The organism is Mesorhizobium sp. WSM4850 (assembly GCF_055811735.1).
Window position 1 is genome coordinate 45,127 of record NZ_JBVVPV010000022.1, and the last position, 25,892, is coordinate 71,018.

At 64.3% G+C, this 25,892-nt stretch carries 27 protein-coding genes; 20 read left to right on the forward strand and 7 right to left on the reverse strand.

Annotated features, from left to right (window positions below):
* Positions 1 to 2: 2 nt before the first annotated feature.
* Positions 3 to 257, reverse strand: coding sequence for a DUF4212 domain-containing protein (locus tag AC0L2Z_RS20395; protein WP_473476078.1), 255 nt, complete (start codon positions 255 to 257; stop codon positions 3 to 5).
* Positions 258 to 558: 301 nt separating this feature from the next.
* Here AC0L2Z_RS20395 and AC0L2Z_RS20400 point away from each other — a divergent pair, with 301 nt between their 5' ends.
* On the forward strand, positions 559 to 1,191 hold the full coding sequence (locus tag AC0L2Z_RS20400) for a hypothetical protein (protein WP_473629142.1): 633 nt from the start codon (positions 559 to 561) through the stop codon (positions 1,189 to 1,191).
* Positions 1,192 to 1,197: 6 nt separating this feature from the next.
* Here AC0L2Z_RS20400 and AC0L2Z_RS20405 read toward each other — a convergent pair whose 3' ends face one another.
* A complete protein-coding gene (locus tag AC0L2Z_RS20405; protein ID WP_473476082.1) occupies positions 1,198 to 3,348 on the reverse strand; it encodes a DUF294 nucleotidyltransferase-like domain-containing protein in 2,151 nt (716 codons plus the stop codon).
* A gap of 299 nt (positions 3,349 to 3,647) precedes the next feature.
* On the opposite strand from AC0L2Z_RS20405, the gene AC0L2Z_RS20410 reads away from it, so the two are divergent.
* From AC0L2Z_RS20410 to AC0L2Z_RS20420, 3 genes are all read left to right on the forward strand, one after another.
* Positions 3,648 to 4,040, forward strand: coding sequence for a hypothetical protein (locus tag AC0L2Z_RS20410; protein ID WP_023800517.1), 393 nt, complete (start codon positions 3,648 to 3,650; stop codon positions 4,038 to 4,040).
* 201 nt (positions 4,041 to 4,241) lie between these two features.
* Positions 4,242 to 4,397 (forward strand): hypothetical protein, encoded by a 156-nt coding sequence (locus AC0L2Z_RS20415; protein ID WP_023800516.1) that lies wholly within the window; start codon positions 4,242 to 4,244, stop codon positions 4,395 to 4,397.
* A 131-nt stretch (positions 4,398 to 4,528) separates the two neighbouring features.
* Positions 4,529 to 5,473, forward strand: a complete 945-nt coding sequence (locus AC0L2Z_RS20420; protein WP_023800515.1) for an LLM class flavin-dependent oxidoreductase — start codon at positions 4,529 to 4,531, stop codon at positions 5,471 to 5,473.
* 7 nt (positions 5,474 to 5,480) lie between these two features.
* Here the strand turns inward: AC0L2Z_RS20420 and fhuB are convergent, their stop codons facing one another.
* The 5 genes from fhuB to AC0L2Z_RS20445 all read right to left on the reverse strand — a co-directional run bounded on the left by fhuB (position 5,481) and on the right by AC0L2Z_RS20445 (position 10,551).
* Positions 5,481 to 7,523 carry a Fe(3+)-hydroxamate ABC transporter permease FhuB gene (fhuB, locus tag AC0L2Z_RS20425; protein WP_473629143.1) on the reverse strand — a complete coding sequence of 681 codons (2,043 nt, stop codon included), beginning with the start codon at positions 7,521 to 7,523 and terminating at the stop codon, positions 5,481 to 5,483.
* Positions 7,520 to 8,401, reverse strand: coding sequence for an ABC transporter substrate-binding protein (locus AC0L2Z_RS20430; RefSeq protein WP_473615424.1), 882 nt, complete (start codon positions 8,399 to 8,401; stop codon positions 7,520 to 7,522). Before AC0L2Z_RS20430 ends, fhuB begins: the two co-directional genes overlap by 4 nt.
* 7 nt (positions 8,402 to 8,408) lie before the next feature.
* Positions 8,409 to 9,503: a TonB-dependent siderophore receptor gene (locus AC0L2Z_RS20435; protein ID WP_473629144.1), complete on the reverse strand. Its 1,095-nt coding sequence runs from the start codon at positions 9,501 to 9,503 to the stop codon at positions 8,409 to 8,411.
* 57 nt (positions 9,504 to 9,560) lie between these two features.
* Complete coding sequence (locus AC0L2Z_RS20440) at positions 9,561 to 9,788, reverse strand: hypothetical protein (protein ID WP_473629145.1); 228 nt, start codon at positions 9,786 to 9,788, stop codon at positions 9,561 to 9,563.
* A 235-nt stretch (positions 9,789 to 10,023) separates the two neighbouring features.
* Positions 10,024 to 10,551 (reverse strand): TonB-dependent receptor plug domain-containing protein, encoded by a 528-nt coding sequence (locus tag AC0L2Z_RS20445; protein WP_473629146.1) that lies wholly within the window; start codon positions 10,549 to 10,551, stop codon positions 10,024 to 10,026.
* A 262-nt stretch (positions 10,552 to 10,813) separates the two neighbouring features.
* Between AC0L2Z_RS20445 and AC0L2Z_RS20450 the strand changes: the two genes are divergently transcribed.
* The 16 genes from AC0L2Z_RS20450 to AC0L2Z_RS20525 all read left to right on the forward strand — a co-directional run bounded on the left by AC0L2Z_RS20450 (position 10,814) and on the right by AC0L2Z_RS20525 (position 25,890).
* Complete coding sequence (locus AC0L2Z_RS20450; protein WP_128173647.1) at positions 10,814 to 11,605, forward strand: ATP-binding cassette domain-containing protein; 792 nt, start codon at positions 10,814 to 10,816, stop codon at positions 11,603 to 11,605.
* A gap of 28 nt (positions 11,606 to 11,633) precedes the next feature.
* Positions 11,634 to 12,593 carry a tonB-system energizer ExbB gene (exbB, locus tag AC0L2Z_RS20455; RefSeq protein ID WP_287057689.1) on the forward strand — a complete coding sequence of 320 codons (960 nt, stop codon included), beginning with the start codon at positions 11,634 to 11,636 and terminating at the stop codon, positions 12,591 to 12,593.
* Positions 12,594 to 12,608: 15 nt separating this feature from the next.
* Positions 12,609 to 13,067, forward strand: coding sequence for a TonB system transport protein ExbD (gene exbD, locus AC0L2Z_RS20460; protein WP_473629147.1), 459 nt, complete (start codon positions 12,609 to 12,611; stop codon positions 13,065 to 13,067).
* Entirely contained in the window at positions 13,067 to 14,050 is a 984-nt protein-coding gene (locus AC0L2Z_RS20465) for a TonB family protein (RefSeq protein ID WP_023800508.1), read from the forward strand. Before exbD ends, AC0L2Z_RS20465 begins: the two co-directional genes overlap by 1 nt.
* 279 nt (positions 14,051 to 14,329) lie before the next feature.
* On the forward strand, positions 14,330 to 14,662 hold the full coding sequence (locus tag AC0L2Z_RS20470; RefSeq protein WP_077380823.1) for an ArsR/SmtB family transcription factor: 333 nt from the start codon (positions 14,330 to 14,332) through the stop codon (positions 14,660 to 14,662).
* 16 nt (positions 14,663 to 14,678) lie between these two features.
* Complete coding sequence (locus tag AC0L2Z_RS20475; protein WP_023800506.1) at positions 14,679 to 15,185, forward strand: arsenate reductase ArsC; 507 nt, start codon at positions 14,679 to 14,681, stop codon at positions 15,183 to 15,185.
* A gap of 4 nt (positions 15,186 to 15,189) precedes the next feature.
* A complete protein-coding gene (locus tag AC0L2Z_RS20480) occupies positions 15,190 to 15,879 on the forward strand; it encodes an aquaporin (protein ID WP_023800505.1) in 690 nt (229 codons plus the stop codon).
* A complete protein-coding gene (arsC, locus tag AC0L2Z_RS20485) occupies positions 15,876 to 16,298 on the forward strand; it encodes an arsenate reductase (glutaredoxin) (RefSeq protein ID WP_023800504.1) in 423 nt (140 codons plus the stop codon). The genes AC0L2Z_RS20480 and arsC overlap by 4 nt, the downstream gene beginning before the upstream one ends.
* Entirely contained in the window at positions 16,291 to 17,019 is a 729-nt protein-coding gene (gene arsH / locus AC0L2Z_RS20490) for an arsenical resistance protein ArsH (protein ID WP_473629148.1), read from the forward strand. The genes arsC and arsH overlap by 8 nt, the downstream gene beginning before the upstream one ends.
* A gap of 131 nt (positions 17,020 to 17,150) precedes the next feature.
* On the forward strand, positions 17,151 to 17,471 hold the full coding sequence (locus AC0L2Z_RS20495) for an ArsR/SmtB family transcription factor (RefSeq protein ID WP_023800502.1): 321 nt from the start codon (positions 17,151 to 17,153) through the stop codon (positions 17,469 to 17,471).
* A gap of 51 nt (positions 17,472 to 17,522) precedes the next feature.
* A complete protein-coding gene (locus tag AC0L2Z_RS20500) occupies positions 17,523 to 18,956 on the forward strand; it encodes an FAD-dependent oxidoreductase (RefSeq protein WP_473629149.1) in 1,434 nt (477 codons plus the stop codon).
* The gene (gene arsK / locus AC0L2Z_RS20505) at positions 18,953 to 20,185 is read left to right on the forward strand and encodes an arsenite efflux MFS transporter ArsK (protein WP_473629150.1); all 1,233 of its coding nucleotides are present in this window, start codon (positions 18,953 to 18,955) and stop codon (positions 20,183 to 20,185) included. Before AC0L2Z_RS20500 ends, arsK begins: the two co-directional genes overlap by 4 nt.
* A gap of 105 nt (positions 20,186 to 20,290) precedes the next feature.
* Entirely contained in the window at positions 20,291 to 21,790 is a 1,500-nt protein-coding gene (locus AC0L2Z_RS20510; RefSeq protein ID WP_473629151.1) for a helicase HerA domain-containing protein, read from the forward strand.
* A gap of 460 nt (positions 21,791 to 22,250) precedes the next feature.
* Positions 22,251 to 23,408, forward strand: a complete 1,158-nt coding sequence (gene ampH / locus AC0L2Z_RS20515; protein ID WP_128168633.1) for a D-alanyl-D-alanine-carboxypeptidase/endopeptidase AmpH — start codon at positions 22,251 to 22,253, stop codon at positions 23,406 to 23,408.
* A 323-nt stretch (positions 23,409 to 23,731) separates the two neighbouring features.
* Positions 23,732 to 24,280: a sugar dehydrogenase complex small subunit gene (locus AC0L2Z_RS20520; protein ID WP_023800499.1), complete on the forward strand. Its 549-nt coding sequence runs from the start codon at positions 23,732 to 23,734 to the stop codon at positions 24,278 to 24,280.
* Positions 24,277 to 25,890: a GMC family oxidoreductase gene (locus AC0L2Z_RS20525; RefSeq protein WP_023800498.1), complete on the forward strand. Its 1,614-nt coding sequence runs from the start codon at positions 24,277 to 24,279 to the stop codon at positions 25,888 to 25,890. Before AC0L2Z_RS20520 ends, AC0L2Z_RS20525 begins: the two co-directional genes overlap by 4 nt.
* Positions 25,891 to 25,892 lie beyond the last annotated feature (2 nt).

The window sequence follows — 25,892 nt, forward strand, 5'->3', positions numbered from 1 at the left end:
GATCATTCTTCATGGACTCCATGCTCTTCGTCGATTGCGTTCTGGCGCCGTGCGAACCAGAACAGCATGACGACGAAGGCGATGAGCGAACCCTGAGCGGCCATGTAGAAGCCGAGCGGAAAGCCAAATATGACGATGGTGTTGAGCTGCTCCACGAACATGTGGATGACGTAACCGAAGAATACCCACAGACCCAGCATGGTAAACATGAGGCCCCTGGTCTTGTTCCAATAACTTACGCGGTCTGGCGTCGCCATAGCTTGAACCCTCCCTTGATTGGCAGCTTGCGAACCGTCTCGACCGCAAGGCGCCGTTTAAAGCTTGCCTCTTCCGCTGACGCGGAAGCCCTCCGGCATAGGTCGCGGCCAGGTATAGAATCAGCCGACCGTAACTTTGTATGAGTATCACTTCTTGTCGCGCCTGTTCATACGACTTTAGAATCGGTGAGAGGACTGGAGAATCGGTGGGAGGACTTGAATCGGTAAGAGGGCTGGCCGTGCGGCGTCGCGAGGGCTAAACGGTCAATATCGGTTGGAAACAAGACCGAAGGAGAGCGCCATGGGCCTGCTGAACAATTTGTTGCCCGAGTTCCTGCGCAAGCCGCAGCCGATCGTCAGCGTCGGCGAACTGGCTGACTTCATGGATTCTCGCGCCGCCTTCCTGGCCCAGAAAAGCATCGTCGAGTTCTGCCGCGTCAGGGCAGGAGTCTACTGGCAGAAGCTGTTCAGCGAGAAGGAGTTCCAGGCGGCGCTGAACCATTCACGCTGGCGCGCCTACCCTGCGTGTTACGCCATGATGGCGGAAATGGTGGAGGGTGCGCTGCGCGAACCCGCCGGCTTGCGCCAGCGGGGCCTGCCGGCGGCGCTGGAAAAAGTCGCCTTGGCAAGCTTCTCCAAATATGCCGTTCCGGCGGGCTCGCCCCCCACTTTCTGGGAGGACGCCGCCGAGCTCACCCGCCAGCGCCTCGCCGCCACCCAGATCGGCCCGCCGCGGCCGGTGCGCGAGATCCCCGAGCCGCTGGCGCGAACGGTTTTCGAGATGGTACCGATCCACCCCAATCTGCTGACCAACGATTACGACTATATCTTCAACTTCCTGAGAATGAATCTGCTGCGCGCGCATGAGGATTTCCTGGTGAAGGCCGACCGCAGCGCCCTCGTCGACCAACTGCTTGGCGCCGCGCGCAGCTGAGTTTGTTTACTGTCCGAGCGTCGCCGGCGATGCGAACAGCAGGTCCCGCACCAGGTCGGGTGCCGACTGAAGGCGCTTGATGAGGCTCTTGAGCTGTGCCTGCTGCTCGCGCGCCAGCGCATTGATCTCGACGCGGTTGGATACCGGTATACCGGCGTAGATGTCATGCGTCTGCTGAGCGAGCAGCAAGCCGACCAGCATGGCGTGGCCGGCCAGCATCGCCTTCATGTCGGGCTCGCCGCCAATATCCAGGGCGATCAGTTGCTCGAGCCGGGCACGGGTGCTCCGCTCGCGGATGCCTTGGCGAATTGCAAGCGTGCGTGCGGTCGCGACGATTGGAAAAAGGCCATGCTTCTTGATGTCCAGCCGGCCATTTTCAAGCTGAAAGCCGCCAAAGACAGTGAAGGGACTGCCGGTCGTCATCTGCTCGCCGAGCAGCTTCGCGAACACCGGCTCGGCGTGGGCACGGTCATAGGCATATTCGATGAACTGCGCGGCCAGTGCGGTGTCGCCATGCACCGGTCGCAGGTCGTAGACGATATCGACGTTGAGCAGGTCCTCAGGCCGCAGGCGGCGAACCCAATCCTCGACGCGCCGCTTCCAGGTGGAGAGGCTACCGCGGAATGCGGCATTCGAGGCCATTACCCCGCCTTTGCAATACGGCACGCCTGAGATGTCGAGCATGTCGGCGAGCCTGGCGCCGAGATTCTTGAACCAGCGATCTTCGGGCCCATCCGGCTCGCCATCTGCAAAGACGATTGCGTTGTCCTGGTCGGGGGCCATCAGGCTTTCGCCACGGCCGCCCGAGCCGAGCACAAGCACGGCGTAGGCGCAGGGCGGCGGGCCGTGACCTTCTATCTGCATCTGCTGTTCGGCAAGCACCGCGGCGCGGCGGGTAAGCGAGCAAAGTTCGTCGCTGATGATTTCCGCCACCACGCGCGGGTCGATTGCTTCGCCGATGAGCGATCGTACCACGCCCGGCAGCATCGACCAGCTGGCCGCCAGTTCGGCGGCATCCCTGGCATGTTCGATCGTGTCGTCGAGATCGATGGCAGCGGCGGCGCGAAGCCTCAGCAGGTCGCGCGCCGAAAGCACGCCGACCAGCATGCCGCCTTCGTCGCGGACGGCGAGGTGGCGGACCTTCAGCCGATCCATGCGGCCGATCGCCCGATAAGCGAAGGCGGCGGCGCGGATGCTTATCAGCGGTCGCGTCGCGATTTTTCCGACCGGCATGTCAAAAGCCCGCTCGGCGTCGGACGATATGCGGCGCAGCAGGTCACGCTCGGTAACGATGCCATACGCCTCAATCGCTTGATCCGGCGTTCCACGCTCGGACACGAGGACCGAGCTGATCTTGCGCTTGACCATGAGGTCGATGACCTGCCTTGTCGGTTTGGTCGACTTCACCACGACTGGCGGGCTGCTCATGAGGCTGCCGACGCGATGGCGATAGGCATAGGGATCAACCGGCTGAAACGCCGGAGCCTGGGGTCGCGACACCGGCTCGGCCCAGCCGGCGCGATGGCCGGCTTCGAGAGCGTCCGAAAGGGCAAGGCAGGCAACCTCGGCCTCTCCAAGTGTTCGGATGTTGCGTTTGCGCAACTCCGGAATCAACGCGGCAAAGATGTCTCCGGCCGCAATCGCATCGCCCAGAGCCGAATGCCGGCCGGTTATCTCCAGGCGAAGCCATCCGGCGATCGTTTCCAGCGAATGGTCTGCCAGATTGGGATTTGCTATGGTTGCAAGAAGCCGGACGCACAGCGCCCGAGGCTTTTTCCAGGGCAATCGGGCGCGTCGGCATTCGCGTTCCAATACCGCCAGGTCGAAGCCGATCGAATGGCCGACGAGGATGCGGTCGCCGACGAACTCCTGGAATTGTGCCCATGCATCCGGGAAGCTGCCGGCTCCGTCAACATCGGTATCGGTGATGCCATGGACGAGCGAAGCCTCGGACGGGATTGCTTCACCGGGATCGATGAGGAGATCGAGCTGAGTTTCCCGGACGACCTTGCCATGCGCGATGCCGATCGCGCCAATCTGGACCACGCGCGCCCTGGTGGCGTCGGGCCCGGTTGTTTCGGTGTCGACGGCGGCAGCCGCAATTGCTATCAGCGGTGTCGCGCCGCTCGGCGGCTTCAATTCCGTCTCCTTCGGCATAGCCGATAGCCTTCCTCTGCCGGATGTCTTGCCCAGACAATGCCTGTCCGAGGCAGCGCCTGTCGGTGCGGAAAGGTTCGATCCGGCTTGCCATGCAACATAGAGGGCGCCGGCCGGCCGCGTCGATGGCCGTATTTCAGGCTGTTGCGTTCGCAAAGTTGCGCTGGGGAGTCGCGCGCCTGCACGCCCATGCTGAATTCCCAGAGGTATACCCGTCCTGGCGGCACATTCGCCTTAAAGTGATTTGATACGGTCGCAGCGCTCGCACATTGTCGGCGAGCTTGCTGCCGAGGGCGCCGATGGATGAGATCAGGCGGGTTGCTGTGGGGTGCATCGGGCGCGCCGTCATGTTCGGCTCGCTTGCCATTGGCTGTGTCATGGTCGGATTCTCCTTCAACCCGGTGTCTGCATTTCGCTCCGGCGCGTTCCTCACGCTGACCATGGTTCTGGCGCTGATGTGGAAAGCCACGACCGCAGCCTTCAAAAATCCCAAGCACACCGAAGTCTGGCTCTACCTCGATGAGAAATCGCGCCCAGCCGATGCCTCGGCACGACGGGTGTTCGGCACCATCATGGGCGACGTTTATAGACTCTACGCCCGGATCGCGCTCGGCGTCGCGGTCGGGTTCTTCCTTGTGTCGCTCGTGCTGATGCTGTTCGGCCTGGAAGCTTACAGGCCGCCCGCCAACTAGGCGGCCGCTCCGCCCATCCCTGCCCGCCCGCACGACCGGGCGTTTTGCCATCGAGCCGATCGGCCTCGGAAAGTGCCGCGCTAAGCAGCAAACAAACCAAATTGTGCTCAGGTTGGAGAAAAACATTCTAAGGATCGCTGGAAAATAGCACTCGACAAAGTCTACTGATTTAATAGATTAACTGCCGAGACGGAGGTCGATATGTCCTATTTCCAGAACACCCACACTGCCCGCAAAGGCCAAAGTCTCGGTTCCGAGCAGACTTGGCGGCCGGCCTATGCGGGCGCCTTTGCCTATCTCGTCTTTGCCCTTGCGTTCGTGTTCACCGGGGCGGTCGTTCTGGGTTTTGTTCCCTGACTTTGGAGCCCGCGAGTCATCGGGCCTGACTAAAGGGATAGCTGTCTGCCGTTTCGCGATATCGGAGTTGAATGAACCGAGTCCCGGTGCGCTTTCGCGCGCTTGACCCCAACGTGATGGAGGAGATGGCAATGCCGTTCGAGTTCACGCATGTTCCCGGTAAAACTCACCCGGCCGACCCAACCGCGCCGTTTTTCTACGATTTCGCGGAAACCGCGACAAAGCTGTCGCTGATCGAGGACATCGGTTTCCAGAAAATCGTCGTCGACGATCCGGCCGGGCTGCTGACCAATATGGATATTGCCGCCCGGGCGCTGGACCGCACTTCTTCGCTCGAGATCGTTCTCACGCATTGGGCTGGTGTGATCGACCCGACGGTGGCGGCACGGCAATTGGCGGCCCTCGACGCGAAAAGCGGCGGTCGGCTGTCGCTCAGGATGCTCAGCGAGCCGCTGAACGACGACGATGCCGAAACACGCCCGGTCGGTCATACGGTTGTCTGGCAGCGCATCGATGAATATCTGGTGCTGCTGAAACGGTTGTGGTCGAACGACAGGCCGTTCGACCATGAAGGCGCCTTCTACAGCGTCAGCGGCGGCTATGTGCCGCGCAAGGGGCCGCGTAGCGCCGGGGTGAGCATCCGCATGGGCGGACGGTCCGGAACGGCGCTCAGGGTCGCCGGGCGGCATGCCGATGTCTTCGAGCTGACGCCGGGTTCGCTCGACGAGATCCGGCAACTGATGGAGCGGGTTCGCAATGCCGCCGCCGAACACGGTCGGGCCGGCAAGCTGCGTTTCGCGCTCCCCGTCCGGATCCGTTCGGAGGGCAACGCTTCCTGCCAGAAGGCGGTCGAATTTGTCGGGCCGCCGACACAAGTCGCGCTTTCCCTGCTTCCTTATGCTGCCCTGGGAATCGAGGAGTTCATGATCGTCGGTGTCGACAGGCCGGGCGGCATCGCGGCGGCGGGCCGCGAGGTGATCGCGCTGCTGCGCAATTCGCTGACGCGCCGCGAGGCCGATGTCCCTCAGCCCGGCGCGTTTGCGCCTCGCGTGATCCGCGAAGCACGCGCCGGCTGAGCGCGTGCTATGCGCTTTGTGGTCGCCAACCCGAAGCGCGTGGCCATTGCCGGCCTTTCCACATCAGCACCATGAAGTAAGGCCCGCCAACCAGGGCAGCAAGCAAACCCGCCGGAATCTGCCACGGGAAAATCAGCATCCGGCCGGTCCAGTCGGCCGAGACAAGCATCATCCCGCCAAGCATCGCGGAAGCGAAAAGCTGCGGCAACGCGCGTTGAAGACCGAGCATGCGGGCCAGGTGCGGCGCCATCAATCCGACGAAGCTCAGCGGCCCGATGACCAGCGTGGCTATTGTCGTCGGCACCGAGATAAGCACCAGGAGGACGACCCGCACGCGAAACAGGCCAAGCCCGAGCCCGCGCGAGGCGGCTTCTCCAAGCGGCAGGATTTCCAGCCAGCGGCTGGTGAGGGGCACGATGGCGAGCAGAGCAGTCGCCGTCACGGCAGCGATTGAGGCATCGGCGGCGGTGGCTCGGTAGGTGGAGCCGGACAGCCAGCCGATCAGCGTATCGAGCCGAGGATCGCCGCTGGCGAGCATCACCGCCGAGAATGCCGACGCCATCGTCGCCACGGCGACCCCGGAAAGCAGCAACCGATCAGGCGCGAGGGGCTGCCGGCGGGCGGTCGGCGAAACCATCGCCAGGCTGACCAGCGCCCCGACGAGACCGGCCGCGATCATCGCCGGACGGTTGACATCAGAAGTCGCGACGAAGAGCAGCAGTATGCCTAGCGAGGCGCCGCCTGAGATACCCAGCACCTCGGGCGCCGCCATCGGATTGCCGGTCATCCGCTGCATCAGCGTGCCGACCACGCCAAGCATCATGCCAGCGCAAACCGCGACGACGATGCGAGGCGCTCTGAGCGGCAGCAGGTCGGCAAGTTCGGCGGCCGAGGCCACGTGCCAGCCGGTCGCGCCTCGCCCGATGACAAGCGCGGCGCAGAGAAGAAGCGCCATCGCGACGAGCCCGAGCAGCAGACAGGGCCACCCGCTGCGCCTGCGCACGGAAGCCAGCATGGTGCCGTCCCGATCCGGGCTGGTGCGCAATTTCGGCAGGAGAAGAAACAGCAGCGGCGCACCGAGGAAAGCAGTCGCCACGCCTGCCGGGATTTCGGAGGTAAACGGCAGGACCTGCACCAGCCGGTCGGTCAGCCACAACAGCATGGCGCCCGCAAGCGGCGCCCAGATCATGCGCTGGCGCAGGGTCCGTGCGCCGGCGAGCCTGACCAGCGCCGGCGCCGCAAGCGCCACGAAGCTGATGACGCCGACGGCTGCGACCACCATGCTGCTCAGAGCGACGGCGACGGTCATCCCGGCCAGCCGTGTCATCGCGGGATTCGTTCCGAGGCTTTCGGCTCCCTCGTCGCTCAGGTCGAGAAGCCGCAGCGGCCGGAGCAGAAGGAAGGCGGCAATGCCGGCCATCGCCAGCCATGGCGCGAACCCGAGCACTACGGCATCGCCGTTCTGGATCAGCGAACCGCTCTGCCAGATGAAGAGTTCCTCGGAATATTCGCGGTTGGCCGCCATCAGCAGGGCGCTCGCCGAACTGCATGTGAGGCTGACCACCAGGCCGGAAATGATGATCGCGACCGGCGAGAAACTCCGGCCCCGGGCCAGAGCCAAAACCGCCAGCGTCGACAGGGCGCCGCCGGCGAGCGCCATCCATTCGCGACCTTGCTCCAGCAGCCACGGCGCGTAGAGCGTGGCGATCGTCAGGGCGACGGTGGCGCCTGCATTGGTGCCGATGGTCGTCGGCTCGGCGAGCGGATTGCGCAGCAGCTGCTGGAGCAGCGCGCCGGTCAGGCCGAGCGCCGCGCCGGCCAGCAGGCTGATCGCCAGGCGCGGCAGGAAGGCATGCCGGTAAAGCAGCTGCCGCGGATCGGAAAAGTCGGTCGCCACGAGCGACTGCCACCACATGTCGGCGGGCAACAGGCGCAAAAGCCCGGCAGCGGTGAGATAGGCGGCGAGCACCGCCGGCAGGCCGACGAGGGCGACGAGCATCCCTGCCTTGAAACGAGCACGATGGCTGGCCGTGGACTGCATGATGGTCATGCCCGGGCCAAAACCGTCGCAAAACGGGCAGCGGCGGCCAGCCCGCCGAACGGCCATACCGGCGGGATTGTCCTGACGTTGCCGGCCTTGACACAGGGAAGGTTCGCCCAGAGGCTGCTCTGGTCGATCCTGATCTTCACATGCGGCGGGATCGGATCGAGGGAAATCACGCGGGCCTCGCCGATCGCAACCAGCTCTTCGATGCCCAGCATGGAAAAGCCCCAGCTATCGGTCGGCGCCGTCCAGGCGTTGGTGAGGCTCAACCTGTCGAGCACGTCCTGGAACAGACTGCCCTTGCCGTAGACACGGACGTGACGGTCGTCGAACATGCTGATCACCGCGAGCGGCTGTTTTGCCCGTTGTGAAAAACGTGCCCTGATCTGGGCGATGGCCGCCGCCGTCGCCTGGATGAGGCGCTGAGCTTCAGCCTCGCGGCCGAGTTTTGAGCCAAGTTTCAGCGTCTCATTCTCGGCCTGGCGATAAGGCGCTTCGGTGCCATCGTAGAAGGGCACCGTATGCAGCGGCGCGATCCGCCTGAACGGAGATTCGTCCAGCCCATAGCCATAGGCACCGGTGATAAGGTCGGGCTTGAGTTCGAGGAGCAGTTCGAGATTGGGCTCGCCGCGCGAGCCGAGATCGAGGCAGCCGGCAGGAAGAGCCGGTCCCGCGACCCAGTCGCGGTAACCTTTTGAGTCGGCGACCGCCACCGGGCCGATCCCGAGCGAGATGACCATCTCGGCCGAGGTCCATTCGAGGCAGGCGATGCGCGGCGGCGGAGCGGCATGCGCCGGGCCGCCGCGCAGGCCTAGGCTCGTCGCGGCCAGGCCGGCCAGGCACCGGCGCCGCGTCAGTGGCGCCAATTGGGTCCGGGCCTGCACGCGCGGGTCACCATGTGTACTTCACCGAGCCGTTGATCCGGCGACCCTCGCCATAAAAGCAGCCGAAGCTTTCCGCGTAGCAGGAGGCGACATAGCGCTTGTCGAACAGATTGCTGACATTGAGGTTCAGCTCGGCGTTCCTCCATTCGTAGTGGAGTGCGGCATCGACAAGCGTGACTGCCGGCACTTTGAAAGTGTTGGCGTCGTCGCCGAAGGTCGAGCCGACATAGCGGATGCCGGCGCCGAGCCCGAAGCCTTCCAATTTGCCGCTGCCGACGGTGTAATTCGCCCACAGCGAGGCCGCATGCTCCGGCACGCCGAATGGGGTGTTGCCCTCATCGCTGATTGTCTCGCCACTATCGTCATCGACGGTGATCGAGGTGGCCTTGGTGATCTCGGTGTCGAGATATGTATAGGCCGCCCGGAAATCGAAGCCTGAATCGAGGCTCGCAACAGCTTCCAGCTCGATGCCGCGCGACCTGATCTCGCCGGTCTGGAAGATGTCGTTGGGCGCGCCAACACCGCCATAGCGTACGACATTCTGCCGGGCCAGGTCGAACGCCGAAACGGTGACGAAGGCGTTCCAGCCGACCGGCTGGTATTTCAGCCCGACCTCGTACTGCTTGCCGGTTTCGGGCACGAGCGGATTGCCGTTGCTGTCGGGGCCGGACACCGGCTGGAACGATTCGGAATAGCTGACATAAGGGGCAAGGCCATTGTCGGCGAGATAAAGCAGACCGGCGCGGCTGGTGAAGGCGTCGTCCTTCTGGCGGGGACCGAAAGCGCCGGCCAGATTGTCGTGGACTTTCGCGTCGGCCCAGTCCTGGCGGCCGCCCAGCGTCAGTCGCCAGTTGCCCGGCTTGATCTGGTCCTGTGCGTAGAGGCCGACCTGCGATTGGGTGGTGTCGGTGTCGGTATAGGGCGTCATTTCGCCGACCGGGTAGCCATAGGCCGGGTCGAATATGTTGAAATCATCGTCGGTCATATCGTTGCTGGCGGCATAGTCGCGGTAGGTGTAGCGCTTGTAGTCGAGGCCGAGAAGCAGCGTGTGGGCGAGCGGCCCAGTGTCGAAATCGGCCTGCGCCTGGTTGTCGATGGTCACGCCGCTGAGCCTGCTGCCGCCGGCATCGGCATAGCGGGAATAATCGCCCTCATCATTTCAGAAGCCCGCCGCCGAAGACGCCTTCCTCATAGTCTTCAGATAGACGTAGCGGACATGCTGGCGAACCTGCCACGTCTCGTTGAGGCGGTGATCCAACTCGTAACCGATCGACGCCTGGTCGTTGTCGTAGGTGTCGAAGCCCGGTTCGCCGACGAACATGCTGTTCGGCAGGTATTTTCCGTCCCTGCCCGGCCTGATCGTGCCGTATGCCGGCAGATACTGCATCGCCCAGCCGGACCGGTCGCGCTGATAGTTGGCGAGGATGGTCAGGCTGGTATCGGCATCGGGCTGCCAGGTCAGCGCCGGCGCGATGAAGATGCGGTCGTCCTCGACGAAGTCTGTCTGCGTATCGCCGGTGTGGGCGGCGCCGGTGAGGCGGAACAGCAGCGACTTGTCGGCGTTGACAGCCCCGCTGAAGTCGAACTTTCCTTCATAGCGGTCGAAGCTTCCGGCGCCGAGCTCAACCTCGCGGAGGTTCTCCTCGGTCGGACGCTTGCTGACATAGTTGATGATGCCGCCAGGACTTGCCTAGCCGTAAAGAACCGATGCCGGCCCGCGCAGGATTTCGTAGCGTTCGGCACCGTAGGAATCGAGCGCCGTGAACAGGCGTGAAATTGCTTTCCTTGAGCTGCAGCCCGTCCTTGTAGAAAACGCCGCTGGAGTTCGAAATGCCGCGTATTTGCAAGCCGTGGCCACGATTGTCGGTGCCGTAGAGATTGCCGGTTGCGCCTGGCGTATACCGCAGCGCGCTGTTCAGGCTGTCCACCGCCTGCGCTTCCATCTGGTCTTTGGTGATGACCGATATCGACTGCGGCGTCTCGATCAGCGGTGGTTCGGTCTTGGTAGCGGTGGAGCCCTGGGTGGCGACATAGCCGTCGACCGTCCCAAAGGCGCTTTCGACGCGTTCCTGAATATTGATCGGGTCGAGAGTGGTGGTCGCCTCCTGCGCGACGGCGTGACCGCCGCCAAGCAGCACCGGCAGCGACATCGCCGCGACCAGCAGGTTTCGGCGCGCAGTCACTTCGCTTTAAGTTCTTCCGCGACCTGAACCAACGACCATCTCGGCGCGCTCCACATTTCGTGTTTCGACGCAAATCCGGCGCGTCACGACATTTTGTTGACTCAAAAGTCATCTTCATTGTTGACTAGTAAACTCATGTTTCATAGTCAACCGGACATCGGCGCCCGCAAACCGGATTGCCGAAAACCGGATTTCGAAATGCGCGCAAAGCTGGAGTGAGGCCGAGACCGTGGCAGGAATTCATGCCCAGACTGCCTTCCATGTCGAAGCGGTGCGGTTCGCCGTCGGCGAGCGGACGCTGCTCGGTCCGGTTACACTCGAGTTGCAACGCTCGCGCGTCTATGGGCTGATCGGGCACAACGGCTCGGGCAAGTCGACGCTGATCAAGCTCCTGGCGCGCCAGCAGCCGGCAAGCTCGGGCGGCATAACCTTCGCGCAGCGGCCGCTGGTGCAGTGGGGCGCGCGCGAACTGGCGCGCGCGCTCGCCTATCTGCCGCAGACGACGCCGGCGGCGACCGGCCTGACGGTGCGCGAACTGGCGACGCTCGGCCGCTATCCCTGGCATGGCGCGCTCGGTCGTTTCGGGCATGAGGACAGGCGCCATGTCGAGGAGGCGCTTGTCCTGACCGATATGGCTGACTTCACCGACCGGCTGGTCGACGAATTATCCGGCGGCGAGCGCCAGCGCGCATGGCTGGCCATGCTGGTGGCGCAGAATGCCGGCGTCATGCTGCTCGACGAGCCGATCTCGGCGCTCGACATCGCCCATCAGGTCGAGGTGCTGGGGCTGGTCAGGGACCTCAGCCGCAAGCGCGACCTGTGCGTCGTCGTCGTGCTGCACGATCCCAACATGGCGGCGCGCTACTGCGACGAATTGATCGCGCTGAAGGACGGCAGGCTGCTGACGCGCGGCACGCCGGACCAGATCATGCAGGGCGACGTGCTCAAAGGAATTTTCGGTGTCGAGATGGGCGTGTTTGCGCACCCCGTCACCGGCCAGCCCATCGGCTATGTGCAATGAGGCCACCGTGAGAATAAGGAAGAAGCCCTTGTCCAGACATGGTTTGTTCGCGGCGTTGCTCGCATCCGCCATCCTGTCGGCCGGCGGCGCAGCCGCCCAGGAGCAACCGGAGGCAGCCGCCCAGGAGCAACCGGGCGCGGCCCCGGCGATCGAGGCGCCGGCTCCAGTGCCTGGGCAGGCTGCGCCAGACGCCGCCGCGCCACCGGCGACGCAGCCCGGCGTGACAACACCTATCGAGACAACGCCTACCGAGACTGGCCCTTCGACGGCAACGTCCCTGACCCTGCCGCGTGACCTGTCGCCATGGGGCATGTTCATGGCGGCCGACATCGTCGTGAAAGCGGTGATGATCGGGTTGGCTTTTGCGTCCTTCGTCACCTGGACGATATGGCTGGCCAAATCGCTGGAGATCCTAGGCGGCAAGCTGCGCGCCCGCCGCGCGGCACAAGCGATCGGCAATGCCGCGACGTTGAACCAGGCCGGGCGCGCGCTTGGCCATAATAACGGTCCTGGCGCCCTGCTGGTGCGGGCAGCCGAGGAAGAGACCGCGCTTTCGGCCGGCTCGCTCGACCATGTGTCCGGCGACGGGCTGAAGGAACGGGTCACCTCGCGCCTGTCGCGCATCGAGGCGGCGGCGGCGCGGCGCATGTCGCGCGGCACCGGCGTGCTGGCGACAATCGGCTCGACCGCGCCCTTCGTCGGCCTGTTCGGCACCGTCTGGGGCATCATGAACGCCTTCATCGGCATCTCGCAGGCGCAGACCACCAACCTCGCCGTCGTTGCCCCGGGCATTGCGGAAGCCTTGCTGGCCACGGCGATGGGCCTTGTCGCGGCGATCCCGGCGGTGGTCATCTACAACGTCTTCGCGCGATCGATAGCCGGCTACAGGCAGATCCTTGCCGATGCGTCGGCAGGGGTCGAGCGGCTGGTCAGCCGGGATCTGGATTTCCGCACGGTCGCGCCGGCAAAGCAGATGGCCGCGGAATGAACACGGAGCGACGCCATGGCGGCTAGAATTCGAGAGAACATCGACGGCGATCTCGAGGAAAATCACGAGATCAACGTCACGCCGTTCATCGACGTGATCCTGGTTCTGCTGATCATCTTCATGGTCGCGGCGCCGCTGGCGACCGTGGATGTCAATGTCGACCTGCCGGGCTCGACCGAAACGCCTGCGCCTCGACCGGAGACGCCGCTGTTCCTGACGCTGAAGAACGATCTCAGCCTGGCGATCGGCAACGACAGCGTGCCGCGCGCAGCCTTCGCCGCCGCGCTGGTCGGCAGGACAAAAGGCGACAGGCAGACGCGCATCTTCCTGCGCGCCGACAAGGCGGTCGGCTACGGCGAGCTGATGGAGGTGATGAACCTTTTGCGCGGCGCCGGCTATCTGAAGATCGCGCTGGTTGGCCTCGAGACAGCGCCCGGCGATGCCGCGGCGCCGCAAGTCGGAACCGGCCAATAATGTCGCCGGCGGCCGCCCTGCCGATGGCCGATCAGCGGCGTTTCGGCGCGCGCGAGATCGCCTGGTGGGCGGGCGCGGCTGCGCTGGTCCTGATGGCGCATGCCGCGGTCGGCTATGCGATGCAGAGCTGGCGCCCGGCCGAGCCCGATGGCGGGCCGCCGCAGGCGCAGGTGATCGAGCTGTCGCCAATGGCGCTCACGCCGGCCGAGCCGGCACCGATATCGGATGAGATAGCGCCCGATCAGCCGGGCCCGGCCGAGGAGCCCGAGATAACCGAAACGGAGCCTCCGCCCGAACCACCCGTCGAGCAGGCCGAGCCGGTCACCGAGCCATCGGAGGCCGCTCCGGCCGACACGGTCGAGCCGACCCCGCCGACAGTGGCCGAACGGGTCGACCAGCCGCCGCTCGAGGAGGTCGTGCCCGAAATTGCCGAAGCCGTCACGCCGGAAGTGGTCGTTCCGCTGCCGCAGCCGAAACCGGTCGACAAACCCGTCGAGGCCAAGCCAAAGAAACAGGCAAAGACTGAGGTAAAGGAGCCGGCTGAGGTCAAGGCGAAGAAGCCTGTCAAAGAAGCCAAAAAGCGTCCGAAAAAGGAAAAGGCCGCACCGCCGCGGACGACGGCCAGTGTCGCTGCGACATCCGCAGCCAGGGCGGCCGCCCCGAAATCGACCAAAGCAGCGGCTGCGAGATCCGGCGTCAGTCCGGACAGGTGGAATTCGCGGTTGCGTGCATGGATAAGACGGCACACAAACTATCCAAGGGCGGCGAAGGCCCGGCGCGCTGAAGGCAGTCCGAGCGTGACCTTCACGATCGACGGATCCGGCCGGGTCCTGTCCGCCCGGCTGGCTCGTTCCTCTGGCGATCCAGACCTCGATAGCGCGGCGCTCAGCGCATTACAGGGCGCGTCGGTGCCGGAGCCGCCGCCGGAACTCGGCTCCCGCATAACCCGCACCGCGCCATTCTCGTTCGCCCTGCGCAACTAAGTTCCTCGGCACAGTGATTTTGACAGGTCTGGGCCGGCAGCGAACGTCGACAATTCGGTCCAGTGGCAAACCGCCAACCTCTAGGATTAGCCGAATCATCCTCCACTTCGTCATCCCAGGGCGGAGCAAGGAGCGAAGCGACGCGGCGCAGACCCTGGGATCCATTCCGTGACATCAGCCGAAGAATGCAGCGGCTCAGAAGTGGCCGGCCTCTTGCCTATGTCATCTGACTGTCACATGCCCGGCCATATACATCGATAATTCCGGATTCCAGGATACATGGATAAGAACACCGCTCTTCTCGCATTGGCAGCGCTTGGCCAGGACACAAGGCTCGAAGTGTTTCGCCTGCTGGTGCGGGCGGGCGCAGATGGTGTTCCCGCCGGCGAGATCGCCGCGCGCCTCGGTGCGGTGCAGAACACCATGTCGGCGCATCTGAAGGTTCTCGACCATGCCGGCCTGGTCCGCGCCGAGCGCGACGGCCGGACGATCCGCTACGTTGCCGACATGACCGGCTTTCGCGATCTGCTTGCCTATCTCATGGAGGATTGCTGTAACGGCGCGCCGGAGCTCTGCCAGCCGGTCATTCAGGCCGTGACTTGCAACTGCTAGAAGGGAGGACCACCCCATGAATGACCCATACAACGTGCTTTTCCTGTGCACCGGCAATTCGGCACGGTCGATCCTCGCCGAAGCGATCCTCAACCGTGTCGGCGCCGGCAGGTTCAGGGCCTATTCGGCCGGATCGCACCCGAAGGGAGAGGTCCATCCCTACGCGCTCCAGCTGTTGAAAACCCTCAACCACGACACATCCTTCGCCCGCTCGAAAGACTGGCAGGAATTCGCGGCTCCTGGCGCCCCCGAGATGAATTTCGTTTTCACCGTCTGCGACAACGCGGCCAATGAAGCCTGCCCGGTCTGGCCGGGACAGCCGATGACCGCGCATTGGGGCGTGCCCGACCCGGCCGCCGTGAACGGCACCGACGCCGAAAAGCATCTGGCCTTTGCCGAAGCCTATCGCATGCTCAACAACCGGATCTCGATCTTCGTCAGCCTGCCGATGAACACCATCGACAAGCTCGCCCTGCAGAAACGGCTCGATGAAATCGGCCGCGATCTGCCGAAGGCCGGCTGATATCATGGCGGCAGACCTGTCCCGCCGCATCGTCGCGGAAGCGCTCGGCACGGCGATGCTCGTCGCGACGGTCGTCGGGTCCGGCATCATGGCGGATCGTCTGACGGATGATGTGGGTCTCTCCTTGCTCGGCAACACGCTTCCGACTGGAGCGATCCTGGTGGTGCTGATCACTATACTGGGACCGATTTCCGGGGCGCATTTCAATCCGGCGGTGACGCTGGTTTTTGCGCTGCGGCGCGAAATCGAAGCCAACGCTGCACTGGCCTATGTCGTCGCCCAGATTGTCGGCGGCGTCGCCGGAACGCTGCTGGCGCACGCCATGTTCGAACTGCCGATTCTGCAGATCTCGCAAACTGTGCGGACCGGAAACGGACAATGGATTGCGGAGTTGGTGGCTGCTTTCGGCCTGGTCTTCACTATTCTGGCCGGCCTTCGCTTCCGTTCGGATGCCATCCCCTGGCTGGTCGGGCTCTACATCACCGCGGCCTATTGGTTCACGGCCTCGACCTCGTTCGCCAATCCGGCAGTCGCCATTGCGCGGGCGGTGTCAAACACCTTCGCGGGCATCCGTCCAGTTGACCTGCCGGCGTTCATCGTCGCCGAGCTGCTGGGTGCGCTGCTTGCCATGGCCTTGGCAGGATGGCTGCTCGCTGAGCCCAAGCCAATCAGACAGATGAGAGCCGCGAAATGACCATCACCATCTATCACAACCCCGACTGCGGCACCTCGCGCAACACGCTCGCCATCATCCGGCAGTCCGGCGAAGAGCCTGAGGTGATCGAATATCTGAAAGACCCGCCGTCGCGCGAACGGCTGGTCGAGCTGATCAAGGCGATGGGAATGACGCCCCGCCAATTGCTGCGCGAGAAGGGTACGCCTTACGCCGAACTCAATCTCGGTGACCCCAAATGGACCGACGACGAGATCGTCGATTTCATGCTGGCGCATCCGATCCTGATCAACCGGCCGATCGTGGTGACGCCGCTCGGCACCATGCTTGCACGGCCGTCCGAAGCGGTTCTCGACATCCTGCCTAATCCGGATATCGGGCCGTTCACCAAGGAAGACGGCGAGGTCGTCATCGACGCGCAGGGCAAGCGCGTTGCCTGACCTGGTGCCCGAAGACTCGCTTCCGAACGTCGACGAAGACCAGTTCCGGCCGATCGACCTGCAGGCGCTGCTCGATGTGCCGCGGTCGATCCAAAAACCTCGCGTGCTGATGCTCTACGGCTCGCTGCGCGAGCGGTCCTACTCCCGGCTCGCGACGGAGGAGGCGGCTCGCATTTTGCGCCGCCTCGGCGCCGAGGTGCGCATCTACAATCCGTCCGGCCTGCCGCTGCCGGATTCGACCTCGGCCGAGCACGCCAAAGTCCAGGAACTGCGAGACCTGTCGATCTGGTCGGAAGCGCAGGTCTGGTGCTCGCCCGAGCGGCATGGCTCGATGACCGGAGTGATGAAGGCGCAGATCGACTGGCTGCCGCTCTCGGCCGGCGGCGTCAGGACGACGCAGGGCCGCACGCTGGCGGTGATGCAGGTGTCGGGCGGCTCGCAGAGTTTCAACGCCGTCAACCAGCTTCGTCTCCTCGGCCGCTGGATGCGGATGGTCACCATCCCCAACCAGTCGTCGGTAGCCAAGGCTTTCAACGAGTTCGACGCGGCTGGCCGCATGAAGCCGTCACCATACTATAACAGGATCGTCGACGTGATGGAGGAGCTGGTGAAGTTCACGCTGCTCCTGCGTGATCGGTCCGCCTATCTCACGGATCGTTATTCCGAGCGCGTCGAAAGCGCCGAAGCGGTTGCCAAGCGGATCAATCAGCGGTCGATTTGAGGGGGGTGCGTCTGCTTGTTTTATGCATGTCGTTATCGCAAAACCGCTGCACACTTTTGCGCGACATGCATTAATTCGAAAATTTTCGAAATAATATTGACGCGGCGCTGTCTCGGCGCTACGTTATTTCCATGAAACTCGAACAAGCAGCAAAACAGCTCGAAGCGCTCGGCAATCCGACGCGGCTCAATCTTTATCGCACGCTGGTGCGGGCAGGCGAAACAGGACGACCGGTCGGTTATCTGCAGGAAGCCCTCGGCATCGCTGCGTCGACCCTGTCGCATCATCTCCACCGGCTTATCCTGACCGGCCTGGTCACCCAGGAACGTCAGGCAACGACGCTGATCTGCCGTGCCAATTACCCTGTGATGAACGATCTCCTTGGCTTTCTTGCCGATGAATGTTGTGCCGATGCCGCATGCGGCCCTGCTGTCGGCGAGGCTGCTGCGTAACTCTTTTTTTGACTGGTATTTCTATAATCCTAGAAACATAGAAGGGGTGTCATGGTTTCTGAAAACGATCTCCCGATCGCTATCATCGGCGGCGGACCTGTTGGCCTGGCGGCGGCCGCCCAACTGGTCAGCCGTGGCCTTCCGGTTAGGGTTTACGAGGCTGGTTCTTCTGTCGGCTCGAGCCTTCGGGATTGGGGTCATGTCCGGGTTTTCACGCCATGGCGCTATTGTGTCGATGCGGTCGCCCGAAAACTTCTCGAGAGCCACGGCTGGCAAATGCCCGAGCCGGAGGCGTTCCCCACAGCGGATGAAATCGTCGACCAATATCTCGCGCCGCTGGCAAAGCTTGCCGAACTTGCGCCGTCGATGGAGACCAGTGCCCGCGTTGTCGCCATTTCCCGCTGGGGAGCCGACAAGGTTCTGAGCAAGGCGCGGGAGACGCGGCCGTTCATGCTGCTGGTCGAAACGGCGAACGGCACGCGCCGGGACAGCGCTCGTGCCGTCATCGATGCGTCCGGCACCTGGCAGACGCCGAACCCGCTCGGTGCCGGCGGCTTGCCGGCCGAAGGCGAGACGGAACTTGGCGATCGCATCGGTTACGGCATACCAAATGTTCTCGGCCGCGACCGCCACCTCTATGCGGGCCGCACGACACTGGTGGCCGGCGCCGGCCATTCCGCCGCCAACGCCTTGCTGGAATTGGCGGAGCTCGCGCAAACCGAGCCCGGCACCTCGGCACTATGGGTGACGCGCAGCACCGACCTTGTCCGCATCTACGGCGGCGGCGATGCCGACGCCCTGCCGGCGCGCGGCGAACTTGGCTCGGATGTCCGGCAGCTTGCCGAGAGCGGACGCGTGCGGCTGGTCACGGGCTTTGCCATTGTTGCCATTCGCGAGATCGACGGCCGGCTGATGGTCGAAGGCCAGACAGAAGACGGATTGCGCACGCTCGGACCCGTCGACCGAATCATCGCCGCGACGGGGCAGCGCCCCGATCTCGCCTTGACCCGGGAGCTGCGGCTGGACCTCGATCCATGGCTCGAAGGCGTCAAGGCGCTCGGGCCGCTCATTGATCCCAACGAGCACTCCTGCCGCGATGTCCCGCCGCATGGTCATCGCGAACTCAGCCACCCCGAGCCCGATTTCTACACGGTCGGCGTCAAAAGCTATGGCCGGGCGCCGACGTTCCTGCTGCTGACCGGCTATGAGCAGGTCCGCTCGGTCGCCGCGGCGCTTGCCGGCGACATGACTGCCGCCGATGCCGTGCAGCTGGTGTTGCCCAAAACCGGCGTCTGCACGGTGCCGGTGTCACTTTCAGGCGCGTTGTCCCAGGGCTGCTGCGGCGGACCGGCGCCGGCTGCTGTCGATGCCTGCTGTGCCGAAGACGCCAAGGCAAAGGCGAGCGGCAAGTCTGGGTGCGGCTGTGGCAGCACGCAAGCGATCGCAGCAGTGCGCAGCGACGATCTCGAGATCGCCGCTCCATGAGCGACCGGAAAATCCCGGCTGCCGCACTCTGGGCGTTGGGGCTGACGCAGATCATCGGCTACGGCACGCTCTATTACAGTTTTAGCATCCTGGTGCCGTCGATCGCGCTCGAGTTTGCCTGGCCGGAACAATGGGTTTTCGGCGCCCTGTCGGCGTCGCTGCTGGCGGGTGGCCTGTTTCCGCCGACAGCCGGGCGCTGGGCCGATCGTTTCGGCGCCGGCCGGGTGATGGCCTTTGGCTCGCTTGCGGCCGCAGCAGCGCTTGTCGCTTGCGCGATAGCACCCGGCCGGGTGAGCTTCGTGCTGGCGCTGATGGCGATGGAGCTGGCGTCCGCCTTCGTGCTCTATAGCGCCGCTTTTGTCGCGATCGTCCAGATCGGCGGCGCCAGGGCGCAGCGCAGCATCACCCATCTGACGCTGATCGCCGGCTTCGCCTCCACCCTGTTCTGGCCGCTGACGGCAGCACTGCACGAATACCTGAGCTGGCGCGAGGTTTATCTGGCCTTTGCGTTCATCAATGTCGCCATCTGCCTGCCCATCCATGCCTGGCTGGCGCGGCTGTCGCGTCGGGCGGACAAAAACGCTTCGGCGACACCTGCTGCCGCCGGCCCGGCGGGCGGACCGGTTGCCTTCACCGCGCGCGACCGCAGCAGAGTGTTTCTGCTCATGCTTGGCGGCTTCGCGATCGAGGGTTTCGTGCTGTCGTCGATCCTCGTTCACATGGTGCCGCTGACGGCGGCGCTCGGGCTTGGCTCCGCCGGGCTTGTCGTCACCACGCTTTTCGGCCCGTCCCAGGTGGCAAGCCGGCTGATCAACATGCTGTTCGGCGGCCGGCTTGCGCAGACCTGGCTCGCGGTGATCGGCGCGACATTGTTGCCGCTCGGCCTTGTCGTCCTGCTGGCGACGACACCGTCGGTGGCCGGCGCCATCGCCTTCGTCATCCTGTTTGGATTGGGCTCGGGCCTCGCCAGCATCGTCGGCGGCACGCTGCCGCTGGAACTGTTCGGACGGGAGCGCTACGGCGCCCGGCTCGGCTGGGTGACGGCCGCGCGTCAGTTCTCTTCAGCCCTTGCGCCATTTGCCCTTGCGATGGCGATGGCAGGCTTGGGCGTCCAGCCATCGCTCTGGTTCACCGCTGCAGCAGGCATGCTCGGCATACTGGCTTTTTTCGCCATCATCCTGATCAGACGGCAGCCCCTCGCGCCTGTGATGCTTACGTCAACGAACTGACGCCGCGCGCCGCGTCGAGCTGTGCGCAACACCGAGCCGCCGGCCATCGGCGCTCGACGGGCTGTGATGCGGTTGATAAGCCCTCTCCTCAAGGAGAGTCGAGACATGACCGTTGCGATCGAGATGGGCCACACGACCGCAGGCACTCCGGCGGCACTGGATCTTGAGGAGCTGCTGGCGACGCGCCTGCTGGTGCAGGGCAATTCGGGCTCCGGCAAATCCCATCTGCTGCGCCGGCTGCTGGAGCAGAGTGCGCCCTGGGTGCAGCAGACCATCATCGACCCGGAAGGCGACTTCGTCTCGCTGGGCGACCGTTTCGGCCATTTGGTGATCGACGCCGAGGAGCATACCGAGCGCGGCCTGCAGAGCGCCGGCGAGCGGGCTCGCATCCACCGCGTCTCGACGGTTCTCAATCTCGAGGGGCTCGACGCTGAGAACCAGATGCGGCGCGCCGCCGCCTTCCTCGGCGGGCTTTTCGAGGTCGCCCGCGACCACTGGTATCCGATGCTGGTGGTGGTGGACGAGGCGCAGCTGTTCGCGCCGGCAGTGGCCGGCGAGGTTTCCGACGAGGCGCGCAAACTCTCGCTCGGCGCTATGACCAATTTGATGTGCCGTGGCCGCAAACGCGGGCTTGCCGGTATCATCGCAACCCAGCGGCTGGCCAAGCTCGCCAAGAACGTCGCCGCCGAGGCTTCCAATTTCCTCATGGGGCGGACCTTTCTCGACATCGACATGGCGCGCGCCGCCGACCTTTTGGGCATGGAGCGGCGACAGGCGGAGGCTTTTCGCGACCTGGAGCGCGGCCAGTTCATGGCGCTCGGCCCGGCGCTGTCGCGCCGTCCGCTCGGCTTGCGCATCGGCCCGACCGATACAAGTCCGCGCAACGGCACCCCGCGGCTGATACCGCTTCCGGAAGCGGCATTGGAGGACGCCCGCGCCATCATCCTGGCAGCACCGCCGCCGGAAACGGTCCGGCCGCAGCGCCGGTCGTCGCCGGACCTTCTCGATCAGCTGATGGCGGCGAAGTCGGCGGCGCTGGAAATCCGCCCCGAACCGTCGGAGCCGCCGATCAGCGCCGAGGATCTGGCGGAGCGGCGTGAGCGCGTCGACCGTGTCCTGCACGCCGTTCTGGCGCAGCCCGACGCGGGCTTCCGGGTCATCGGCGTGCTTTATCAGGAGTTCGTGGTCCGCTGCCGGATAGAAGGCCTCGCCTCGGTGGTGCCGGACCTGCCCGCCTTTCGCCGCATGCTGACGCGCGCCCGCGCCGGCCTCGGCTCCGACATGGCAGGGGATGACGCCTGGCAAGACGTCTCGGCGCGCGCCTCGCTGCTGCCCGAGGATATGCAGGGCGTGTTCATGATGATCGCCCGCGCGGCGAAGGAGGGCTGGCCCTGCCCGAGCGACGCGGCGATCGCCCGCGCCTACGGCTCGCACTCGCTGCGCCGCGCCCGGCGCCTGCTGACTTATATCGAGGAGCAAGGCCTGATCGTCTGCCAGCTCGACGGGGTTGGAAGGCGGACAGTAACGCTGGTCGAACTGGCCTGGGCGACGGCGCCGGGGGATCCCGGTGCTGCGGGGGTGGAGCAGGGGCGTTTGGCTGTGTGAGGCGGCGGCCGAGCGCGCAAGGGAAATGCCACGCATCAAGGCGATGTATGGCCAAGCGGCAGGTACAGCGGCGAGTCTTTTTTGCGCAGCTAGGGCCTTGGCCCGCCACAGCTCTTCTGCCCGGTCTTCATCATACGCCGACGATTGGCGCGACGCAGATCCGCCTATTGTAAATTGTTCGACGCTACAGCACTCCCTCCTGCCGACGGCGCTTCACATATCTTCTAAATTACCCGCGAGTCGGTTTGCTAATGAAGAGATCAGCCCCGATCAACTGACGAAGGACAAGAAATACGGCAGGACTGTAGCGCAAATAGCCGCCGAAACTACGCTACCGCCGCCGATTACCCCTTCGGTTCATTCTGTTGACATCTCCTGCTTCTGGAGAGATGGTAAGATACTACGCGGCGGCCCTTTTTCCGAAGATTTTATTCTGCAGCTTCCTCAAAGGATTTCGGCAATGCGTTTGTCTCGATCGCGCCGACTTATGGCCATCGCTTTGACGGCAATCGCAGCCGTCACCCTTCCCTCTTATGGACATACCGAGGACAAGCTGCTGACGGAAGCGGTGCAGTTCAACGGTACGATCCTGTATCTCTCCACCGAAGTGCCTGGCCTGATCTTCGGCGCCGTGCGCAACGGCGAGACGGCCCTGGCCGGTTTCGGCAAGATTGCCGACGGGAGTGAAAAAGTGCCCGACGGCGACACAATGTTCCGCATCGCATCCGTGAGCAAGGTGTTCTGCGGCAGTGTGCTTTCCTCGCTGGCGATCGACGGCAAGGTACAGCTCACCGACCGGCTGCAGGATCGCCTTGGCTGGGACGTCACGCTCCCTGAGAAGGATGGCCGCGCCCTTCGCCTGATCGATCTCGTCGCGCAAGCTTCCGGCCTTCCGCGGGAGGTGCCAGTGGCCGAGGCGCCCCCCTCCGACCCCTTCTCTACGAACACCAAAGAGGCGCAGATTGCCGCCCTCAAGGACAATCCGTTGCTGTTCGCGCCGGGCACCGCCGTTCTCTATTCGAACTTCGGATACGACCTCCTTGGAGCGGCGCTCGCGAATGTCTCTGGAAAGCCGTATGCCGAGCTCCTTCGGGAGCGTGTCCTCGATCCTCTCGGCATGAAAGACACGGTTTTCAACGCAAGACCGGAGGACGAGCCGCGCCTGATGCAGGGCCATAACTTCGACGGCAGCGCCATGCCCATCGTGCCGACGAGCACAGCCATGGAGTGCGCCGGTGGATTGTACTCGACCGCGGACGACCTGCTGCGCTGGATGAACTGGCATGTCGAGAACAAGCCTTCTGCGGCCGATGCCGAGCTGCGGCTTTTGAACCACGCGGCTTTTTTGTACCGGGACGGGCTCGCGTCGGTGGTGGGGCTGGATGACGGCGGCCCGATGGACGCCATGGGTCTCGGATGGGTCATCATGCTCCCCACCGAGCATAGCCCGCTCATCCTCCAGAAGAGCGGCGGCCTGCAAGGGATGTTTCTCTATGTTGCGATTGCACCGACACGCGGCGTCGGCGCTTTCTTCGTCATGAACGAATTCAATGCCGCCGGCTTCATGGCGGGGGTCAAGACGACGAACGATCTCGTCGCAGAGATCGCTCCACGCTGATTTTCGCGCTGATCAGGGGGAACGTGCGCGATGATTAACGCTGGGGAGGGGCCTGACGGACCGCGTGTTTGGTGGCAAGGCAAGCTCGACATCGGCTATTTCCGGCCGACGGCTTAGCTATCCCCTCCTGAGGACGACCACCGCATGATAGGTCGCCGCGTGCAAAGTCAGGCCCAAGCGGCGCTTTTGATCTCAAATGTGGAGCTCTCTGGCTCGACTGTTCTGAGCTTGAAAGGGTCGATTGACCAAGCTCAGATTGAGCCGTAGCTTCAGATAAGCGTGCGGCCTCGTTGTTTCAGCAGAGGCTCGCCTCGAGGGTACCGATGGCTGGCAGTGACGATGCGCGTCTGCCCAAGCAGGTAGGTGAGCCGGCGCCGCATCATTCTGCGCCGGCAACAGTGCGGCGACGCGAGCTTCTCATTGCCGTCTCGACGCTCGCCGCATTCTTCGGATTGCCCGCCGCGGCCCGTAGCCAGGTCGCCTTGAGCAGCGCGATCGACCTCGGCGCGTTTCGCGAATTGACAGGCATACTGACGGGCATGTCGCCGAGCGACGCCACGCTTCCGGAATTGTTCCTGCAGGCATTCTCCGCTGACGCCGCCGATCTCGGAAAACTGCATGCGATCGTGACAGAACAGCCCGAGACAGAATGGGACAGCGCGGTTGCGTCGGCGGGGCTGAAACCGCTGTCGGAATCGCTCATCCAAGCCTGGTATACGGGTAGCATCATGCACGGCTCGGAAGAACGCGTCCTTACCTATCTCGATGCGTTCGTCTGGCATGCCTGCGGTTACACCAAGCCGCCGACGCGATGCGACACGAATTTTGGCGCGTGGGCGAACGCACCGCCGCCCGGACGGTTTTCCGAATGACCGCGCCGGCGTCCGCCGATGTCGTGTTTGTCGGTTCAGGCGTAGCCGCGGCGCTTGCCGGCGCGGCTATCGCGAAAGCAGGCTTCAGCGTGCTGTTCCTCGAGGCGGGACCGCGCGTCGATCGCGGCACCGCTGTGACACGATTCCAGTACTCGTCCGCGAAGGGCCAGAATTCGCCTTACCCCGACCAGCCCTATGCGCCGCAGCCGGAAGAATCCGACTTCTCCGCCTACTATGTCGAGGCTGGGCCGGACACCTTTAGGGGACAGCAGGCGAGGATCGTCGGCGGCACCACGTGGCACTGGGGCGGGCTCGCCGCGCGGTTCCGGCCAAACGATTTCAAGATGCACTCGAAGTTCGGCGTCGGCGTCGATTGGCCTATCGCCTATGGCGACATGGAGCCGTGGTATCAGGCCGCCGAGGAAGAGATCGGCGTCGCGGGCGACGACACCGCCGATTTCGGCGCGCCGCGCTCAAAGTCGTTTCCGATGCCACCGATCCCCATGACCTATGCCGACAAGCAGGTCGGCATCGCTGCCAAGGCGCTCGGCTACTCGGTGTTGCCATTTCCACAGGCGCGCAATTCGGTGTGGCGGGATGGCCGCCCGCAATGCTGCGGCAATGCGAGCTGCGTGCCGATCTGCCCCATCCAGGCGAAGTACGACGCGACGCATCATCTCGCCATCGCGGAGCGCGCCAGCGCGCATGTCGAGCCGCAGGCCGTGGTGCACGAGCTAGTCGTCGGTCCGGACAAACGCATTGCCGAAGTGCGTTACCGTCGCCCGGATCGCAGCGAGGGCAGCGCGACCGGAAAAATTGTGGTCATCGCGGCGCATACTATTGAGACGCCAAAGCTGCTACTGCTTTCGACGGGAGACAATGCGCCGACGGGCGTGGCGAACAGTTCCGACCAGGTCGGCCGCAATCTGCTGTCGCAGATCGATGTCGGCATTCAGGGACTGACCAGGGATCCCGTGTTCACCTATCGCGGACCGGTCTCGACCGGTGGCATTGCCGAGCTTCGGGACGGCGATTTCCGCAACGAGCGTGCGGCCATCGGCATCTCGCCTTCCAATGAGGGCTGGGCGCGGGCGGTCGGTCCGTTCCAGGCTGCGACGACCTTCATCAAACAGGGCCTGCGCGGCGATGCGCTGAAGGCGGCAGTCCGTTCGCACGTCGCGCGGGAGCTGATCATTGGCAGCTCTGCCGAAATGCTTCCCAATCCGGACAATCGCGTGACGCTGAGCGATCAGATGGACGGGATCGGCATTCCGCGGCCGAACATCGCCTTCAAGTCTGACGATTACACGGCGCGCGGGCTGGCGGTCGCGCGCGATGTGCAGAACAAGCTCATGGCTGCACTCGGTGCCACGCAGATCAAGCAGCTCGGCCCGATCGCTGACAGCGCGATCATGGGCGGCACGACACGCATGGGAGATGACCCGCTCACCTCGGTCGTCGACAGGGACCTGAAGAGCCACGACCATCCAAACCTCTACATCGTTGGCTCGTCCGTCTTCCCGTCCATCACGGCGAATGCGCCCACGCTCACCATTGCGGCGCTCAGTGCGCGCCTCGGCGCGCATCTCATCTCCCTGCTGAAGGCGTAAAT

Coding starts and splice junctions, on each gene's coding strand:
- arsK (WP_473629150.1), top strand. CDS start 18,953: ATGAGCGACCGGAAAATCCCGGCTGCCGCACTCTGGGCGTTGGGGCTG.
- arsC (WP_023800504.1), top strand. CDS start 15,876: ATGACCATCACCATCTATCACAACCCCGACTGCGGCACCTCGCGCAAC.
- fhuB (WP_473629143.1), bottom strand. CDS start 7,523: ATGACCATCATGCAGTCCACGGCCAGCCATCGTGCTCGTTTCAAGGCA.
- AC0L2Z_RS20500 (WP_473629149.1), top strand. CDS start 17,523: ATGGTTTCTGAAAACGATCTCCCGATCGCTATCATCGGCGGCGGACCT.
- AC0L2Z_RS20400 (WP_473629142.1), top strand. CDS start 559: ATGGGCCTGCTGAACAATTTGTTGCCCGAGTTCCTGCGCAAGCCGCAG.
- AC0L2Z_RS20410 (WP_023800517.1), top strand. CDS start 3,648: ATGGATGAGATCAGGCGGGTTGCTGTGGGGTGCATCGGGCGCGCCGTC.
- AC0L2Z_RS20470 (WP_077380823.1), top strand. CDS start 14,330: ATGGATAAGAACACCGCTCTTCTCGCATTGGCAGCGCTTGGCCAGGAC.
- AC0L2Z_RS20465 (WP_023800508.1), top strand. CDS start 13,067: ATGTCGCCGGCGGCCGCCCTGCCGATGGCCGATCAGCGGCGTTTCGGC.
- AC0L2Z_RS20405 (WP_473476082.1), bottom strand. CDS start 3,348: ATGCCGAAGGAGACGGAATTGAAGCCGCCGAGCGGCGCGACACCGCTG.
- AC0L2Z_RS20475 (WP_023800506.1), top strand. CDS start 14,679: ATGAATGACCCATACAACGTGCTTTTCCTGTGCACCGGCAATTCGGCA.
- AC0L2Z_RS20420 (WP_023800515.1), top strand. CDS start 4,529: ATGCCGTTCGAGTTCACGCATGTTCCCGGTAAAACTCACCCGGCCGAC.
- AC0L2Z_RS20395 (WP_473476078.1), bottom strand. CDS start 257: ATGGCGACGCCAGACCGCGTAAGTTATTGGAACAAGACCAGGGGCCTC.
- AC0L2Z_RS20480 (WP_023800505.1), top strand. CDS start 15,190: ATGGCGGCAGACCTGTCCCGCCGCATCGTCGCGGAAGCGCTCGGCACG.
- AC0L2Z_RS20445 (WP_473629146.1), bottom strand. CDS start 10,551: ATGTCGCTGCCGGTGCTGCTTGGCGGCGGTCACGCCGTCGCGCAGGAG.
- AC0L2Z_RS20415 (WP_023800516.1), top strand. CDS start 4,242: ATGTCCTATTTCCAGAACACCCACACTGCCCGCAAAGGCCAAAGTCTC.
- ampH (WP_128168633.1), top strand. CDS start 22,251: ATGCGTTTGTCTCGATCGCGCCGACTTATGGCCATCGCTTTGACGGCA.
- AC0L2Z_RS20495 (WP_023800502.1), top strand. CDS start 17,151: ATGAAACTCGAACAAGCAGCAAAACAGCTCGAAGCGCTCGGCAATCCG.
- AC0L2Z_RS20440 (WP_473629145.1), bottom strand. CDS start 9,788: ATGCAGTATCTGCCGGCATACGGCACGATCAGGCCGGGCAGGGACGGA.
- AC0L2Z_RS20510 (WP_473629151.1), top strand. CDS start 20,291: ATGACCGTTGCGATCGAGATGGGCCACACGACCGCAGGCACTCCGGCG.
- AC0L2Z_RS20525 (WP_023800498.1), top strand. CDS start 24,277: ATGACCGCGCCGGCGTCCGCCGATGTCGTGTTTGTCGGTTCAGGCGTA.
- exbD (WP_473629147.1), top strand. CDS start 12,609: ATGGCGGCTAGAATTCGAGAGAACATCGACGGCGATCTCGAGGAAAAT.
- AC0L2Z_RS20520 (WP_023800499.1), top strand. CDS start 23,732: ATGGCTGGCAGTGACGATGCGCGTCTGCCCAAGCAGGTAGGTGAGCCG.